At 68.9% G+C, this 14,229-nt stretch carries 13 protein-coding genes and 1 pseudogene; 10 read left to right on the forward strand and 4 right to left on the reverse strand.

Annotated elements, in window-relative coordinates; genetic code table 11:
* Positions 1-485 precede the first annotated feature (485 nt).
* The 6 genes and pseudogenes from LRS03_RS04180 (at position 486) to LRS03_RS04205 (ending at position 7,162) form a co-directional block, all read left to right on the forward strand.
* On the forward strand, positions 486-797 hold the full coding sequence (locus tag LRS03_RS04180) for a hypothetical protein (protein WP_257824000.1): 312 nt from the start codon (positions 486-488) through the stop codon (positions 795-797).
* Between the two features lie 25 nt (positions 798-822).
* A complete protein-coding gene (locus LRS03_RS04185; protein ID WP_257824001.1) occupies positions 823-2,010 on the forward strand; it encodes an amylo-alpha-1,6-glucosidase in 1,188 nt (395 codons plus the stop codon).
* A gap of 61 nt (positions 2,011-2,071) precedes the next feature.
* Positions 2,072-3,280, forward strand: a pseudogene (locus tag LRS03_RS04190) (glucose-1-phosphate adenylyltransferase); the annotation flags it as partial.
* 14 nt (positions 3,281-3,294) lie between these two features.
* Positions 3,295-4,755: a glycogen synthase GlgA gene (gene glgA, locus LRS03_RS04195; protein WP_257824002.1), complete on the forward strand. Its 1,461-nt coding sequence runs from the start codon at positions 3,295-3,297 to the stop codon at positions 4,753-4,755.
* Positions 4,756-4,863: 108 nt separating this feature from the next.
* Positions 4,864-6,033 (forward strand): GGDEF domain-containing protein, encoded by a 1,170-nt coding sequence (locus tag LRS03_RS04200; RefSeq protein ID WP_257824003.1) that lies wholly within the window; start codon positions 4,864-4,866, stop codon positions 6,031-6,033.
* On the forward strand, positions 6,020-7,162 hold the full coding sequence (locus LRS03_RS04205; protein WP_257824004.1) for a GGDEF domain-containing protein: 1,143 nt from the start codon (positions 6,020-6,022) through the stop codon (positions 7,160-7,162). The genes LRS03_RS04200 and LRS03_RS04205 overlap by 14 nt, the downstream gene beginning before the upstream one ends.
* Before the next feature lie 5 nt (positions 7,163-7,167).
* On the opposite strand, the gene LRS03_RS04210 is transcribed toward LRS03_RS04205, so the two are convergent.
* Entirely contained in the window at positions 7,168-7,428 is a 261-nt protein-coding gene (locus tag LRS03_RS04210; RefSeq protein ID WP_257824005.1) for a hypothetical protein, read from the reverse strand.
* 316 nt (positions 7,429-7,744) lie between these two features.
* Between LRS03_RS04210 and LRS03_RS04215 the strand changes: the two genes are divergently transcribed.
* Both LRS03_RS04215 and LRS03_RS04220 read left to right on the forward strand, forming a co-directional pair.
* Positions 7,745-8,329 carry an NAD(P)H-dependent oxidoreductase gene (locus tag LRS03_RS04215; RefSeq protein ID WP_257824006.1) on the forward strand — a complete coding sequence of 195 codons (585 nt, stop codon included), beginning with the start codon at positions 7,745-7,747 and terminating at the stop codon, positions 8,327-8,329.
* A 76-nt stretch (positions 8,330-8,405) separates the two neighbouring features.
* Positions 8,406-8,657, forward strand: a complete 252-nt coding sequence (locus tag LRS03_RS04220; RefSeq protein WP_257824007.1) for a hypothetical protein — start codon at positions 8,406-8,408, stop codon at positions 8,655-8,657.
* 18 nt (positions 8,658-8,675) lie between these two features.
* On the opposite strand, the gene LRS03_RS04225 is transcribed toward LRS03_RS04220, so the two are convergent.
* The 3 genes from LRS03_RS04225 to LRS03_RS04235 are packed head-to-tail and all read right to left on the reverse strand — an operon-like array spanning position 8,676 to position 11,061.
* Positions 8,676-9,347 carry an eCIS core domain-containing protein gene (locus LRS03_RS04225; protein ID WP_257824008.1) on the reverse strand — a complete coding sequence of 224 codons (672 nt, stop codon included), beginning with the start codon at positions 9,345-9,347 and terminating at the stop codon, positions 8,676-8,678.
* Positions 9,348-9,378: 31 nt separating this feature from the next.
* A complete protein-coding gene (locus tag LRS03_RS04230; protein WP_257824009.1) occupies positions 9,379-10,452 on the reverse strand; it encodes a hypothetical protein in 1,074 nt (357 codons plus the stop codon).
* On the reverse strand, positions 10,453-11,061 hold the full coding sequence (locus LRS03_RS04235; RefSeq protein ID WP_257824010.1) for a class I SAM-dependent methyltransferase: 609 nt from the start codon (positions 11,059-11,061) through the stop codon (positions 10,453-10,455).
* Positions 11,062-11,198: 137 nt separating this feature from the next.
* On the opposite strand from LRS03_RS04235, the gene LRS03_RS04240 reads away from it, so the two are divergent.
* Entirely contained in the window at positions 11,199-12,164 is a 966-nt protein-coding gene (locus LRS03_RS04240; protein ID WP_257824011.1) for a hypothetical protein, read from the forward strand.
* A 21-nt stretch (positions 12,165-12,185) separates the two neighbouring features.
* Positions 12,186-14,222: a hypothetical protein gene (locus LRS03_RS04245; RefSeq protein ID WP_257824012.1), complete on the forward strand. Its 2,037-nt coding sequence runs from the start codon at positions 12,186-12,188 to the stop codon at positions 14,220-14,222.
* Positions 14,223-14,229 lie beyond the last annotated feature (7 nt).

Consider the following 14,229-nt stretch of genomic DNA (forward strand, 5'->3'; position numbering starts at 1 on the left):
CCGTGCCAAGCTGTGGCTGACCTGGCGGCTGCTGCAGCTGCGCGCCGAGCGGCCGGAGCTTTTCCGCGACGGCCGCTACCTGCCCCTCGCGGCCACCGGCGAGCAGCAGGAGCAGGTGGTGGCCTATGCGCGCGAGCACGGCGAGGCGCTGCTGGTCGTGTTGGCCTCGCGCCTGCACACCCGGCTGTGCGCTCAGCCGGGTACCCTGCCGCTCGGGCCGGAGGTCTGGGGCTCGACGGCGGTCGAGCTGCCGGGCCTGGGCGCGGGCGCGCCGTGGCAATGTGTCGACGTGGTGAGCGGCCAGGCGGTACCGTTGCACGGCAACCAGTTGCGCCTGGCGGAAGCCTTCAGCACCTTCCCGGCAGCAGCCCTGTTGCTGACACGGTAATCCGTGCGGCAAATCGTGTGACGGGAACACCATGTGCCATGGATTCCGATGCCGCGATGCATCCGATACCCGCTTACCGCCGTACAAGGAGGACCCCATGAGCGAACGCAAGACACCCAAACAATCGACCAGGCCCACCGCGCCCCGCGACCCGCGCGACGTGAAGCGCTCGGAGGAGCGGCTCGAAGGCAAGGGGCAGGTCCCATCCGACAAGGTGCCCACCTACCAGGAGCTGCTCGACGAAGCGCTGGACGAGACCTTCCCGGCCAGCGACCCGATCTCGCCGACTGCAGCGATGGCGGCCGAGAAGCGCATCCGCACCGAAAAGGACGCGACCGACTGGACCCTGCGCCCCGGCGCCTGCCAGCCGCCCGACTGCCCGGACACTCCGCCGTCCAAGGACCGATGAGCCCCCGCCCTGCGAGACTGCGCCGTTGAGCCGCGCCTTCACCCACCACGGCACCGACCACGCCACCTCGCTCGTCGACGAGTGCAGCGCGCGGTCGCTGCAACTGCTGCGCGACAACCTCACGCCGCAGGGCATCCTGGCGGCCAGCCGCACCGAGGCGGCCGAGGCGCGCAGCTACACCCGCATCTTCGGACGCGACGCCGCCATCTGCGTGCTCGCGATGGCCGGCACCGGCGACGAGGCGTTGGAAGTGGGCGCGGTGGCGAGCATTGAATCGCTGGCGCTGCTGCAGGCGCCGAACGGGCAGATCCCGAAATACGTCGACCCGGAGGGGCTCGACGCCGATTTCTGGTACCTCGGCTGCATCGACGCCACGCTGTGGTGGCTGATCGCCATCGACCACCTGCGCCGCCACAGCCGCATTGGCGGGCTCGACGCGCGCTGGGGCCCGCAGATCGACCGCGCGCTGCACTGGCTGCTGGCGCAGGAGCACCAGCGCTTCTTCCTGTTGCAGCAGAACGAGGCCAGCGACTGGGCCGACATCATGCCGCGCTCGGGCTTCGTGCTCTACACGAATGCCCTGTGGTACCGGGTGAAACTGCTGTACGAGCTGCCCAACCTGGAGCAGACGCACTACCACTTCAACCACCTGTTCCACCCGTTCAAGAAAGACCTGCCCGAATACCGCCGCGGCCGCCTGCTCGGCCACTATGCGCGCCGCGGCCTGCGCGACCCGGGGCTGTACCTGAGCTTCGTCAACCTGTCGTTCGCGGGCGAGGAGGGCGATGTGTTCGGCAACCTGCTCGCGGTGCTCTACGGCCTGGCCGACGAATCGATGGCGCGCGAGATCGTGCAGACCTTCAACGAGGCGCGGGCCTCGCAGCCGTACCCGATCCGCGTCGTCACCCACCCCATCACCCCCGACGACGAGCTCTGGCGCGCCTACATGAACCGCCACCAGCAGAACCAGCCGCACCAGTACCACAACGGCGGCATCTGGCCTTTCGTGGGCGGCTTTTGGGCGATGGTGCTGGCCCAGCTGGGCAAGAAAGAGGCCGCCCGGCACGAACTCGCCAAGCTTGCCCAGGTGTGCAGCCTGGACGGCTGGCGTTTCACGGAGTGGTTCCACGGCCAGACGCTGCAGCCCATGGGCATGGCCGGCCAGAGCTGGAATGCGGCGACCTTCCTGATGGCCCAGAAAGCGCTCGAGTAGGCCTTCAGGGAGAACGGCACGCCGTTTGCCCGGTTTTCGCCATGACGACGAGAACCGAGCCATGAACAAACCCAACGACAGCGTGCTGGCTTTCGTGATGGCGGGAGGAGAGGGCACGCGCCTGCATGCGCTCACGGCACACCGATGCAAGCCCGCCGTGCCCTTCAACGGCAAGCACCGCATCGTCGACTTTGTGCTGAGCAACCTCGTCAACAGCGAGATCTACTCGATCTACCTGCTGGTGCAGTACAAGTCACAGGCGCTGATCGAGCACGTGCGGCAAAGCTGGCAGCTGGCGCGATTTATTCCCGATCATTTCGTGACCGTCGTGCCGCCGCAGATGCGCAACGGGCCCGAGTGGTTCCAGGGCACGGCCGACTCGGTCTACCAGAACCTCCACCTGATGGAGACCTTTAAACCCGACATCGTGGCCGTCTTCGGCGCCGACCACATCTACCGCATGGATGTGCGCCAGATGATCGCCCACCACAAGGCGCACAACGCCGACGTGACGGTGGCCACGCTGCCTGTGCTGCGCGAGCAGAGCCCGCATTTCGGCATCGTCGAGACCGACGACAACCTTCGCATCACCGACTTCCAGGAAAAGCCGCAGACCTGCCGCCCGATGCCCGGCAGCAAGACCCACGCACTGGCCTCGATGGGCAACTACATCTTCTCGGCCGACGTGCTGGCGCGTGAGCTTCAGACCGCGCATGACAAGGGCGAGAGCGACTTCGGCAAGCACATCCTTCCGCGTCTCATGAAGACGCACAAGCTGATGGCCTACGACTTCGCCACCAACGTGGTGCCGGGCGTGGCCGACTACGAGGAACAGGCGTACTGGCGAGACGTCGGCACCATCGACGCCTATTTCGCCGCCCACTTCGATACCCTCGGCGCCACGCCGCGCTTCAAGATGACCAACGCCCAGTGGCCCATCTACGCGAGTGCCGACCAGTCGGAGTCGGCCAAGATCGAATGCGGCGTGATCCGCCGCTCGGTGCTCGGCTCGGGCTGCGTGGTCAACGACGCCCAGCTCGACCATGTGATGCTGCGCCGCGCGGTGAGCGTGCAGCCCGATGCGGTGCTCGAGCGCTGCATCGTGATGGACCGCAACGTGATCGGGCGCGGCGCCAAGCTGCGCAACGTGATCGTCGACCTCGACAACCACATCCCGCCCGGCGAGACGATCGGCCATGACCTGGCGCGCGACCGCGAACGCTTCCATGTCAGCGAGAACGGCGTCGTGGTCGTGCCTCGGGCGCACTTCCCAGCACCGGGTGCATGAGCGCGGCGGCTGCGCTGAAGGTTCTCTTCGTCACCCCGGAATGCGCACCCTGGGTCAAGACCGGCGGCCTGGGTGACGTGAGCGCCGCGCTGCCCGCGGCACTGGCCGAACTGGGCCACGACGTGCGGGTGCTGATGCCCGCCTACCGCTCGCTCGCAGCACTGGCTCGCGAAGGCACGCAACGCGTCACGCTCCCGGCCGATGGAGTGTGGCCCGAGGCCGAGCTGGTGCGGGTGGCACAGCCCGGCTTCAGCCTCTGGCTGCTCGACTGTGCGGACCTCTTTGGCCTGGCCGGCGGGCCGTATGGCGACGAGCGCGGCGTCGACTACGCGAGCAACGCCGAGCGCTTCGGCTTCCTGAGCCACGTGGCGGCGCGCATTGCGTCGGGCGCCACGCCCTGGAAAGACTGGCAGGCCGAGGTGCTGCATGCGAACGACTGGCCCACCGGGCTGGCCGCGGCCTACCTGCGCCGCATGCCGCCGCCGCGGGCACGCAGCCTCTTCACGATCCACAACCTCGCGTTCCAGGGCAACTTCCCGCCCGACCGGCAGCAGGTGCTCGACCTTCCCGACGCCTGGATGCAGGTCGAAGGCGAGGGCCTCCTGCACTGGGACCGCATCTCCATGATGAAGGCCGCCTTGCGCCATGCGGACGTGATCACCACGGTGAGCCCGACCTACGCCCGCGAGATCCAGGAAGAAGCGCTCGGCTTCGGGATGGACGGCATGTTGCGGGCGCGCCAAGCCGACCTGCACGGCATCCTCAATGGCATCGACACCCGCGTGTGGAACCCGGTGAGCGACCCGCTGATCCCGGCGCGCTACGGCGCAGGCTGTCTGGACGACAAGGCGGCCAACAAGCAGGCGCTGCAGGTGGAGCTGGGCTTGGCCGTGTCGGATCACGCGCCGCTCTTCGGCATCGTGAGCCGGCTCACCGACCAGAAGGGCATCGACCTCATCCTCGACAACCTCGACTGGTTGCTCAAGCAGGGCGCGCAGCTCGCCGTGCTCGGCAGTGGCGAGCCTCGCTACGAGAAGCGGCTGAACGTGCTCGCCGCCGAGTTGCCGAGTCAGGTGGCCGTGCGAACCGGCTTCGACGAACCTCTTGCCCACACCATCGAGGCGGGGGCCGATGTGTTCCTCATGCCGTCACGCTTCGAGCCCTGCGGCTTGAACCAGATGTACAGCCAGGCGTATGGCACCTTGCCGGTGGTGCGCGCCACCGGCGGCCTGGCCGACTCGGTGCGAGACGCTTCTGGGCCCGATGGCACGGGCTTTGTCTTCCAGCGCGACAGTGCCGCCGACCTGCGCGAGACGCTGATGCGCGTGCTGCGCTGCTACCGCCAGCCCGCCCTGTGGCGCGGCCTGCAGCAGCGTGCGATGGCGCAGCGCTTCGGCTGGGCGCAGAGCGCCGAGCGCTACGTGGCGCTGTACAAGGGTCAGGCACGAAAAGCATGACTTCCTGCACAGGCGGCAGGCCTCGACGGGAAGGGGGGCTTCAACTGCCGGGGTGCGAGGCCGAAATGCATTCCAGGAGTCCGCGTGGCTCCTCTCTGCAACTCGACCATGTCCCGCCTGAAAGACAAGCTCGCCGACTGGCTCCTGGGCCCGGAAGGCCCCCAGCGTTTCAACACCAAGGTGTCGGCCACCGGGCTTGCGACCTACGTGCCGTGCATGCTGCTGGTCATCTACTGCGGCTGGGCCGGCTTGATGGACCCGAAGCTCGTGGCGCCGGTCGTCGTGGCGATGCTCGTGACGATGGCCGGCTTCTTCCTCGCCCTGCGCAGCGGGTGGTCGCGGCGCTTCGCCGACCCCGGCCTCATCCTGCCGCAGATGCTGGCCTCGGTGACCTGGGATGCGATCGGCTACGCCCTCATGCGAGAGGCCCACGCCGGCATGCTGATGCCGGCGGCGCTGACCGTGACCTACGGGGTGTTCGCGCTGCGCGGGCCGGCGGTGTACGTGGTCCAGGCCTACACCTTGCTGCTCATCGGCGCGACCATGGCCACGATGAGCGCCCTTTACCCGGTCATCTACCCCGTCAGCGAGGCAGTGTTGGTCTACGGCAGCTTCGTCGTCACGGTGCTGATGCTCGGTTGGTCGGGGCACCAGATCGCGCAGCTGCGCCAGCGCGAGCGCGAGACGCGCAACGAACTCAGCGCCACGCTCGACCAGATCCAGCAGCGCGTCAACCATGACGGCCTGACCGGGCTGCACAACCGGCGCTACATGCAATCGGTGCTCGCGCACCACCTGGCGCGTGCCGAGCGCGACGACGCACCGCTGACCCTGGCCATGCTCGACATCGACCACTTCAAGCAGGTGAACGACCAGCACGGCCATGCGGCGGGCGACGCGGTGCTTGCCGCCTTTGCCCGTGTGGCGCAGGCGGTGCTGCCCGCCACCGAGGTGATCGGGCGCTGGGGCGGCGAAGAATTCCTGGTGCTGAGCACCCGCGGGCTCTCATGCGAACAGCTCATGGCGCAGGTCGACCGGGTGCGCGAGCGGCTGCTGCGGGAGCCGCTCGTCGTGCCCACCGGCACGTTGACCATCAATTTCTCGGCCGGCGTGGCCCTGCATCGGCGCGGCGACCCGGCGTCGGCCGTCATGGACGCCGCCGACCAGGCGCTCTATGCCGCCAAGCAGGGCGGGCGCGGGCGCAGCGCCATCGCGCCGGTGCCGCCCTCGGCACTGCCCGGCCCTCACACCCAGAGCACGGTCCATGCACACGCTTGACCCCACCGACGTGCACACCGCACCGGACAACCCGGCGCCGGATCGCTGGCACTGGCTGCTGGGCCACGACCGCAAGATGCGGCTCTACATCTCACGCACGCTGGTCAGCGGCCTGCCCTACATCGTGGGCACGATCATCGCGGCCTACTGCGCAAGTGTCGGGATCATGTCGACGGGCCTCGCGGTCGCGCTCGTGGTCGGGCGCGCCCTCACGCTGCTGGCCGTCTACCTGGCGCTTCGCAGCGGGTGGAGCCAGCGCTTCCGCGACCCGTCGCTGGCCCTCGTCCAGATCGTGGTCGCGCTGTTGTGGATCGCGATCGTCTACGCGCTGACGGGTCCGATGCACGCGGCGATGCTGCCACTGCTGGTGCTGTCGATGGCGTCGGCCGTCGTCAACCTCGACGTCCGGCAGGCGAGGTTCATCACCTTGTTCGCCATCCTGCTGATGACGGCCGTCATGGCATTGGCAAGCGCGCTCGATCCCGAGGTCTACGTGCCCAAGGTCCAGTTCTGCCTGTGGGGGCTGATGGCGTGCACGCTGCCCACGGGCCTGCTCAACAGCATGCAGCTCAAGCGCCTGAAGCAGCGGCTGAAGACGCAGCGCGAAGAGCTGAAGGTGGCCTTGACGCGCCTGCATGACCTCGCGACGCACGACGAACTCACGGGCCTGTCGAACCGGGCGCACGTGAGCGAGCTGCTGGCGCAATACGTCGAGCGCCATCGCGACGGCGGCGAGCCCTTCAGCATCGCCTTGCTCGACCTCGACTTCTTCAAGCGCGTGAACGACACCCACGGCCACGGCGTGGGCGACGAGGTGCTGAAGGCGTTTGCCCAGGCGGTTCGGCAGACGGTGCGCGAAAGCGACGTACCGGCCCGCTGGGGCGGTGAGGAGTTTCTGATCCTCTTGCCACAGACGGGTGCCGAGAACGCCCGCGTCGTGCTCGAACGCTTGCGCGAGCGCTTCACCACGCAGCAGGTGTCGGCCAGCGTGCCGTCGCTGCGGGCGTCGTTCTCGGCCGGCCTTGCGAGCCCCTCGCCGGGCGACACGCTCGCGGTGATGGTCGAGCGTGCGGACCAGGCGCTGTACGCCGCCAAGACGGCCGGCCGTAACCGCTGCTGCGTGGGGTAGCCGGCTCAGTGCCGCGCGGGGCCGTCGGGGCCTTCGTCGGACTCGTCGACGCCGTCGATCTCCTCGTCCTGCAAATCGTCGTCGGCCACCAGTTCGTCGACCTCCAGCCGGTCGGCATTGTCCAGCGCATCCGAGGTGCGGATGATGCGGTTCGGCAGGATGTCGTCGCCATCCCGGGGGTCGGCTCCGGTGGCTGCGCCACGCTCGCCGGTGCCGGTGGAATCGGTGTCGCTGTCGAGTCTCGACGGGCAGGGCGCCTGCGCCACCGTCGTCGATGTCGGTGGCGAGGCTGCGTTCGCCCTGCACGTCGCTGCCGGAGTCGGAGCTGTCGCTCGGGCCCAGCAGGTCGGTGCCAGTGCCGCGGGGTCGCTGGGGGGCGGCGTTGCCGCCGAGGATGCTGCTCGTTGCCATGGTGGGTCCTCAGATGCGCTGTGAAAGCGGTGAGGCCACTGTGGCGCGCTCGTGGCGTGAAGGCCATCGGAACACAGGGCGCGTGCGTGTCGGGGATGTCCCACGGCCGCCCGAGCGTGGCGCCTTGAGCTGGCGCAAAGTTGGGCTGCCCCTGCGCTGCCAGCATCGTGCATGGGCAAACGAATCCTCATCCTCCAGGGCCACCCCGACGCCACGGCGCGCCACTACTGCCACGCACTGGCCGAGGCCTACGCCGACGGTGCACGCCGGGCCGGCCACAGTGTCGAGACCTGCGAGATCGCGCAGCTCGACTTTCCGCTCCTGCGCAGCAAGGCCGACTGGGACGATGGTCCCACCCCCGACAGCCTGAAGCCGGCGCAGGAGGCCATCCTGCGTGCCGAGCACCTGGTGTTCGTCTTCCCGCTGTGGCTGGGCGGCATGCCGGCCTTGCTGAAAGGCTTTCTGGAGCAGGTGGCGCGCCCCGGCTTTGCGCTGTCGAAGATGGACGGCCAGGGTTTTCCGAAGAAGCTGCTGGCCGGCCGCTCGGCGCGGCTCGTGGTCACGATGGGCATGCCGGCGCTGGCCTACCGCTGGATCTTTCGCGCGCACAGCCTCAAGGCCCTGGAGAGAAACATCCTCGGGTTCGTGGGCATTGCTCCCATCCATGAGACCTTGATCGGCATGATCGAAGGCGACGCGAAACACCGCGAACGTTGGCTGGTGAAGCTCGGGCGACTGGGCGCCCGGGCCGAGTAGGGCCCCGTCATGCCCGGTGTGTGAACCCGGGCCCGCTGGCTGTGATCCCAGTCTCTCGCACATCTAGGAGACCGACATGAACTACAAGCTGCATCTGCTCGACTCGTTTCCCGCGCGCGGCGCCGATGGCCAGACGTACAAGGTCTGCGCCTACGAGCATCTCGTGCAGGACCAGTCGCTGACCACCGATGGCCAGGAGCACTGGGAGCCCAACGGCGAGGTCGAGTACCGCCTGGCCGGTGGCGAGAGCGTGGAAGAACTGGCCGACGGCAGCCTGCGGGTGCGCAGCTCGGCGCTGATGCTCACGCCCGAAGGGCAGCGCCACTGACGGCGCACTGAACTCGGCTCAGCCTGGGTCGCGCTGCGGTGCGGCCGCCAGCGCCCGTGCGCCCATCGCATCGGCCTCGCTTTCGAGGGCGTGGTCGTCGTTGATGCCCACGCCTTGCAGCTGGGTCGTCGCCTGCACGCGCCCTTCGCGCTGCTGCACCACGTGCCAGGCCTCGTGCGCGAGGTGGGTCTCCTGGCCCGGGCCGAGGTGGATGTCATTGCCCTGCGCATAGGCGAGGGCGTTGAGCTGCGCCGGCTTGTCGGAGTTGCGGTGCACGCGCACCGACGACATGTCCATGCCCGAGAGCGACTCGATGCCGGCCTTCAGCGTGTCGGGCATGCCGGTCTGGTTGGACTCGGCCTGGGTCTCGGTTTGGGTGATGGCTTTCGCCTGCAGCGGCTCTTCTTCCTCGATCGCACGCTGCAGCGGGGCGATCTTGCCCTGCACGGGCAGCTCTTCCTCCTCGGGCCCGACGCGCTGCACCGCTTTCATCTGCAGCTCTTCTTCGGGCATCGCCTCGCGCTGCGCGGCCTGCCCGAACGCGGCTTCCACCTGGCGGCGCTGGGCCGTCAAACGCTCGCTGGACTGCAGCTGGGCCGCACTCCGCGCCGCCGTGGCGGCGCGGCGCTGCACGTCGGCCGCCGCCGCGCTGCCGGAGGCGGGCGGTCGGTGAGAGAGACGGGTCTTCATGGGCGCTGCTCCTTGGGGTTGGCAGAAAGGTTCAGTTGTCGAGCACGTGGTGGGGCCCCAGCACGCCACCGCGGTCGAGGCCCCAGCTGGCGACGCGCTTGACGTCGAGCTGAGGCACCTGCTGGGCGTTGAGCACGCCACGCCGGTAGAGGAACTTGATCAGGTTGATGTTGGCCTGGTCGCGCAGCTTGAAGGTGCCGCTCTCGTTGTCGATGTAGATGACCTTGCCGTTGGCCACGCCCATCTCGCCGGCCCAGGCCGGAAAGCCCACGTGCGCATCGCCGTGCTTGGCCATCTGCTCCTCCAGGACGTGGGTCTGGCCTTGGCCTCCGTAGAGCCGGCCATCGGTGCTCAGCACGAAGGGCGATTTCGCCACCGTCAGCAGGTGCTGGCCGGTGCGCTCGTACAGGTTGCCGCCGTTGATCTGGACGCGGTAGTCGGCCGGGTTCGCCGCGGAAGGCTTGCCCAGCCCCAGGGGCCGTGCGCCGGGGGCGACGCCGGGGTATTCGAGCGCTTCGTCCTGGGCCTGCTGGTGGGCATTGAGTTCGTCGATGCTGGTGGTGGCAGGGGCTTCCGCTTGCGTCTGGCCACCCCGCGTGCTCACGCCGATGGCCACGCTGCGGGTGGGCGTGGGTGTGGGCCGGGTCGTGCGCAGCGGCTCGAGCGCCAGGTCGTCATGGGCCGGCGCGAGCTCGGGCACGGCGGTGCCGAGCACGCTGTCCTTGAGCCAGCCTTCGCGGCCGAGCACCTGCGTCCAGGTGTGCGCCTTCGGCCACGAGAGGCCGGAGAGCTTGAAGGTCTCGGTGGCGGCGCCGGCCTGCACACGCGCTTCGCTACCCTGCTTGACGTTGACGATCACGGCCTTGTGAACGTCGCGCAGGTTGCCGTCTTCGGTGGTGATGTAGCGCCCGGCCGGCACCCGCTGCACCACTGCGCTGCTGCTGTGGTCACCGCCAAAGGTGGCCGCGATGGCGGCGCGCTGGGCGACCAGGCGCGGGCTGTGCCACAGCGGGTGGTCGGCCCCATGCTGGGCCGAGCCGCGCGCCGACTGCGCGGCCGCCGCCGCATGGGCCGGAAAGGGCGAACGCTGTGACGCCGTGCGCATTCAGCCCACCCGCATCACCACGGTCACGTTGTCGCCGGCCCAGCCGCGCACCATCTCGACCCGCGCCGCCAGGTGGCGGCAGAAGGCGAGCACCTCGTCCACCGGGTGGCCGACGAGCAAGGGGTGCTCGGGAAAGCAGGCCGCATCGAGCACGTTGAAGACCACGGTCTGCGCCGCGGCGGTGTACATCCTGGCGATGGCCTGGTAGAGGTGGTTAGGGTTGCCGCTGCGGTAGCTGAGCGAACCGCAGGCCACCACATGGTCGGCACGCGGCAGCAGCAGGGTGTTGAAGTCGCCCAGCTCGAAATGGGCGTCATCGTCGTCCGCGTGCCGCTCGCGCGCCAGTGCGATGAACTCGGGCACGTGGTCGATGCCGAGGTAGCTCACGCCGTCGAAGCGCGTGTCCAGGAATGTCTTCAGGTCGCCGGTGCCGGAGCCGAGGTCGATCACGCAGCCGTGGCTGAAGTCGACGGCATTGGCCATCACTTCGAAGCGGTCGTGCTGGCTCGCCTCGCCCACCCAGCCCAGGGCCTTCACGTCGCCGCAGCCGTGCTCGGCGATGCGCTGGCGGTGGTAGTGGATGACGGTGGCGCGTTCGATGAGGTTCATGGCGGCGCAGAAGGGCTGTTGGAGCATCGCAGCCCGCCGGCCGCGGCGCCATCGGTGAATTGCTGAGATTGGCCCGCCAGAATCCGCAAATCACCGATGGCCCGCCGGCAGCGCGCTTCCTAGCATCGTGCGAGCCCATGCCACACGCCGAGCAGCCCGCACCGAAGCAGCGCGAGGAGCGCAGCCCCGCCACGCGCGAAGGCGGCGAGGGTGGCCTCTTGAGCGAGCGGCTCGGGCAGTCGGCGCGCATGGTCGCTCAGCGCCGGCAACTCGCCGCAGCCTTTGGCACCCAGGTGCCGGTGATGCAGGCGAAGTGGAAGCAGTTCGACGACATCGTGATGGTGTGGGACCGGCCGCTCGGTGGGCTGCGCTGGTTCTTCAACACCGAGACCCAGCTGATGTGGTTCGAGGTGGTGACGGCCACGGACGATGAAGACCTGCAAGGGCTGATCAACCAGCTCGGACGGGAGGATCACACCTACGCGGAGTGGATCGGCATTTGGGCGCAGCTGGGCTGGATTCAGCCGGGCGGCGAGAACGACATGCGTTTCTTCAATGAGGAAACCGGCCGCATCGAGTGGTGGCAGGAGCCCGACTTTCCCTACGACTGGGAATGGTGGGAAGACAAGGCGCTCTACCGCACCGAGCTGGAGCCACGCCCCTTGCCGACCTACCGCCAGCAATGGAAGGAGTCGTGCAGCATCGAAGCGATGCGCATGGTGGTGGAAGGCCTGACCGGGGTGCCGGTCGACCGCAAGGACCTGCTCGCGTACCTTGACGAGCGGGTGATGACAATCGAGCAGATCAGGAAAAGCGGGCTGCTCTTCCACAACCTGCCCAAGGTCTTCGACGAGTACTTCGGCCTGCCCTTCGAGGAGACCGCGGCGAAGGGCCCGGAGGAACTCGCCGGGCTGCTGACCGGCGGGCGCGCGCTGCTGCTGGAGGTGAAGGCGCACGTGATCGTGGTCGACGCGGTGTCGGGCACGGTGGGCCACCGGCGCTTCGCCATCCGCGACCCGGCGCATGGCGACATCGAAGACGTGGCGCAAGACGACCCGCGCCTCAAGGGCACGGGCCGGGTGCTCGTCGTCTACGGCAGCTAGGGCCTGTTGGCGCCACGCATCATGACGCGCCACCAGCACGCCGCCCGCGCCGACGGCGCCCACCGGCACGCGGTGCCGGCGCTCGAACACCGCCCGGCCGCGCCCGCGGCCCTCGACGCCAGCCCGCGCTGCGTGGCGCAGCGTGAGCAGCTGTCGGCGGCGTTCGGCGCGGCGGCCGTGCAGCGCTTCGTCGGCATCTTCGGCGTGAAAGACGATGACGTGGAAGGCAAGATCACGGCCATCGTGCAGACCTGCGCGGCCAAGCCCCCGTACAAGGCGCTTGTCGCGAAGCACGGCGACGCGAAAGTGCAGGCGGCGATCCGCGCGATGGTGACCGACCCCGAGCCGCATGGCACCTTCAACCTGAGGGTGCCCGGCCAGCCGGGCACGCTGCTCTCCAAGCTCGCCCACTACATGGAGCCCAAGGCGCTGCCGAGCGAGCCGCTGGCGCGCGATGACGTGGTGGAAATGCAGGACGGCTCAGTGGGCATCGTGCTCGAGGTGAAGGGCACGAGCGCCAAGGTGCAGTCGATCCGCAGGCTCAGCTCGCCACCTGACAGCCGCGAGTACGCCGACGGCGACCCTGAGTGGATCGACTTCGATCGCCTCAAGAAGTCGACCGCGGTGCTGAACCTTGCACCCGAGGCCGACACCGCGCGCCCGCTCACGTCGTACAGCCTCGGTGCCCGGCCCAAGCCGGCGGTGCGGCCCTTGCGCGGCTCGGCCACAGCGCCGGTCAGGTTCGGCCTCGGCAAGGAGAAGCTGCCCGAGCCGGCGCCTTCGTCGAGCAAGGGCGGCGACACGTCGCGCGTGGTGCCCAAGGATCTGTCGTTCAAGCCCTCGGCCTTCCACATGAACTGGAACCCGAGCGAAGGCCGCGTGGGTGCGCGCTACATCCGCCAGATGGCCCTCGCCGGGCGCGCCGAGGGGTTCGTCGTCGTGGCCACCGTGCCCGAGGAGCGCATCCAGAAGTTCTACGAACTGGTCGACGACCCTGCCGCGCTGGAGAACATCCAGATCCGGCCCGTGCCCCACGAGCACAACCCGTGGGCGGAAGACAGCGGCGACTTCCACACCGATGGCTCGGTGCACATCCCGCGGCGCATTCGCCTGGCCGCCGAGTCGCCGGGCAGGAGCATCCCCGAGGCGCGCGAACGCCGCGGCTTCTATGGCCGCCCGAGCGACCGCGAGAAAGACGACATCGGCCGCATCGGCGCCTCGGTGTCCGAGAACCGGATCGAGCGCGACAAGCTCGAACTGGCCCACGCCAGCGGCCTCAAGGCCTACGAGAACGCGAGCCACATCGAGGGCGGCAACCTGCTGAGTGGCACGACCGTCGATGGCAAGGGCTACGCGCTGGTCGGGCGCGACGGCGCCGAGGCCACACGCGCCGTCATCGCGGCGCGCCTTGGGCGCGACGTCGAGACGGTGAGCGATGCCGAGGTGCGCAAGGCGATCTCGCTCGACTACCGCGTCTTGCCCGAGCTGATCTTCTTCATCGAGCAGGCGGGGGAGTTCCACCTCGACATGTCGATGGTGCTGATGGGGCCGGGGCAGGTGATCGTCAACGACTGCCTGGCGGTCTTCGAGCTGCAGCAGGAATGGATGTACGCCGACTACCTGAAGCTCAAGCCGGCCTCGGAAAGCGAGGCCGGCTTCGCAGCCTGGCTGAAGCTCGGCGAAGACCTCGAAGGCGAACTCGCGCGCCTGGCCGCGCATGCCAGCCGCATGTTCGGCTACGAACGGCGGGCGGTGCAGCAGCTGGTGGCAGCCGGCCTCGACGTGCGGCGGGTGGCGGGTGCCTTCCCGGGCGGCAGGTTTCTGCCCGGCATGAATTTCCTGAACGGCGAGGGTGGCATCGGCGCCGGCGACCAGCCGTTCTTCGTCACCAACGGCGGCGACCCGCGCGCCGAACAATACGTGGCCCGGCAGTACCTGCTGGCCCTGGGCACCGGCCTGAGGCGCCTCTATTTCATCGACCCCGAGGCCTCGCGCCAATCGATTGAACAAACGAGCGGCGGCCTGGGCTGCCGGGCCAAGGGCGAGGGCACGGTGTGACGCGAAC

This window comes from Rhizobacter sp. J219 (assembly GCF_024700055.1).
In the GTDB taxonomy this organism is placed as follows: domain Bacteria; phylum Pseudomonadota; class Gammaproteobacteria; order Burkholderiales; family Burkholderiaceae_C; genus Rhizobacter.

Coding starts and splice junctions, on each gene's coding strand:
- LRS03_RS04215 (WP_257824006.1), top strand. CDS start 7,745: ATGGGCAAACGAATCCTCATCCTCCAGGGCCACCCCGACGCCACGGCG.
- LRS03_RS04220 (WP_257824007.1), top strand. CDS start 8,406: ATGAACTACAAGCTGCATCTGCTCGACTCGTTTCCCGCGCGCGGCGCC.
- LRS03_RS04240 (WP_257824011.1), top strand. CDS start 11,199: ATGCCACACGCCGAGCAGCCCGCACCGAAGCAGCGCGAGGAGCGCAGC.
- glgA (WP_257824002.1), top strand. CDS start 3,295: ATGAGCGCGGCGGCTGCGCTGAAGGTTCTCTTCGTCACCCCGGAATGC.
- LRS03_RS04180 (WP_257824000.1), top strand. CDS start 486: ATGAGCGAACGCAAGACACCCAAACAATCGACCAGGCCCACCGCGCCC.
- LRS03_RS04225 (WP_257824008.1), bottom strand. CDS start 9,347: ATGAAGACCCGTCTCTCTCACCGACCGCCCGCCTCCGGCAGCGCGGCG.
- LRS03_RS04230 (WP_257824009.1), bottom strand. CDS start 10,452: ATGCGCACGGCGTCACAGCGTTCGCCCTTTCCGGCCCATGCGGCGGCG.
- LRS03_RS04235 (WP_257824010.1), bottom strand. CDS start 11,061: ATGAACCTCATCGAACGCGCCACCGTCATCCACTACCACCGCCAGCGC.
- LRS03_RS04245 (WP_257824012.1), top strand. CDS start 12,186: ATGACGCGCCACCAGCACGCCGCCCGCGCCGACGGCGCCCACCGGCAC.
- LRS03_RS04205 (WP_257824004.1), top strand. CDS start 6,020: ATGCACACGCTTGACCCCACCGACGTGCACACCGCACCGGACAACCCG.
- LRS03_RS04200 (WP_257824003.1), top strand. CDS start 4,864: ATGTCCCGCCTGAAAGACAAGCTCGCCGACTGGCTCCTGGGCCCGGAA.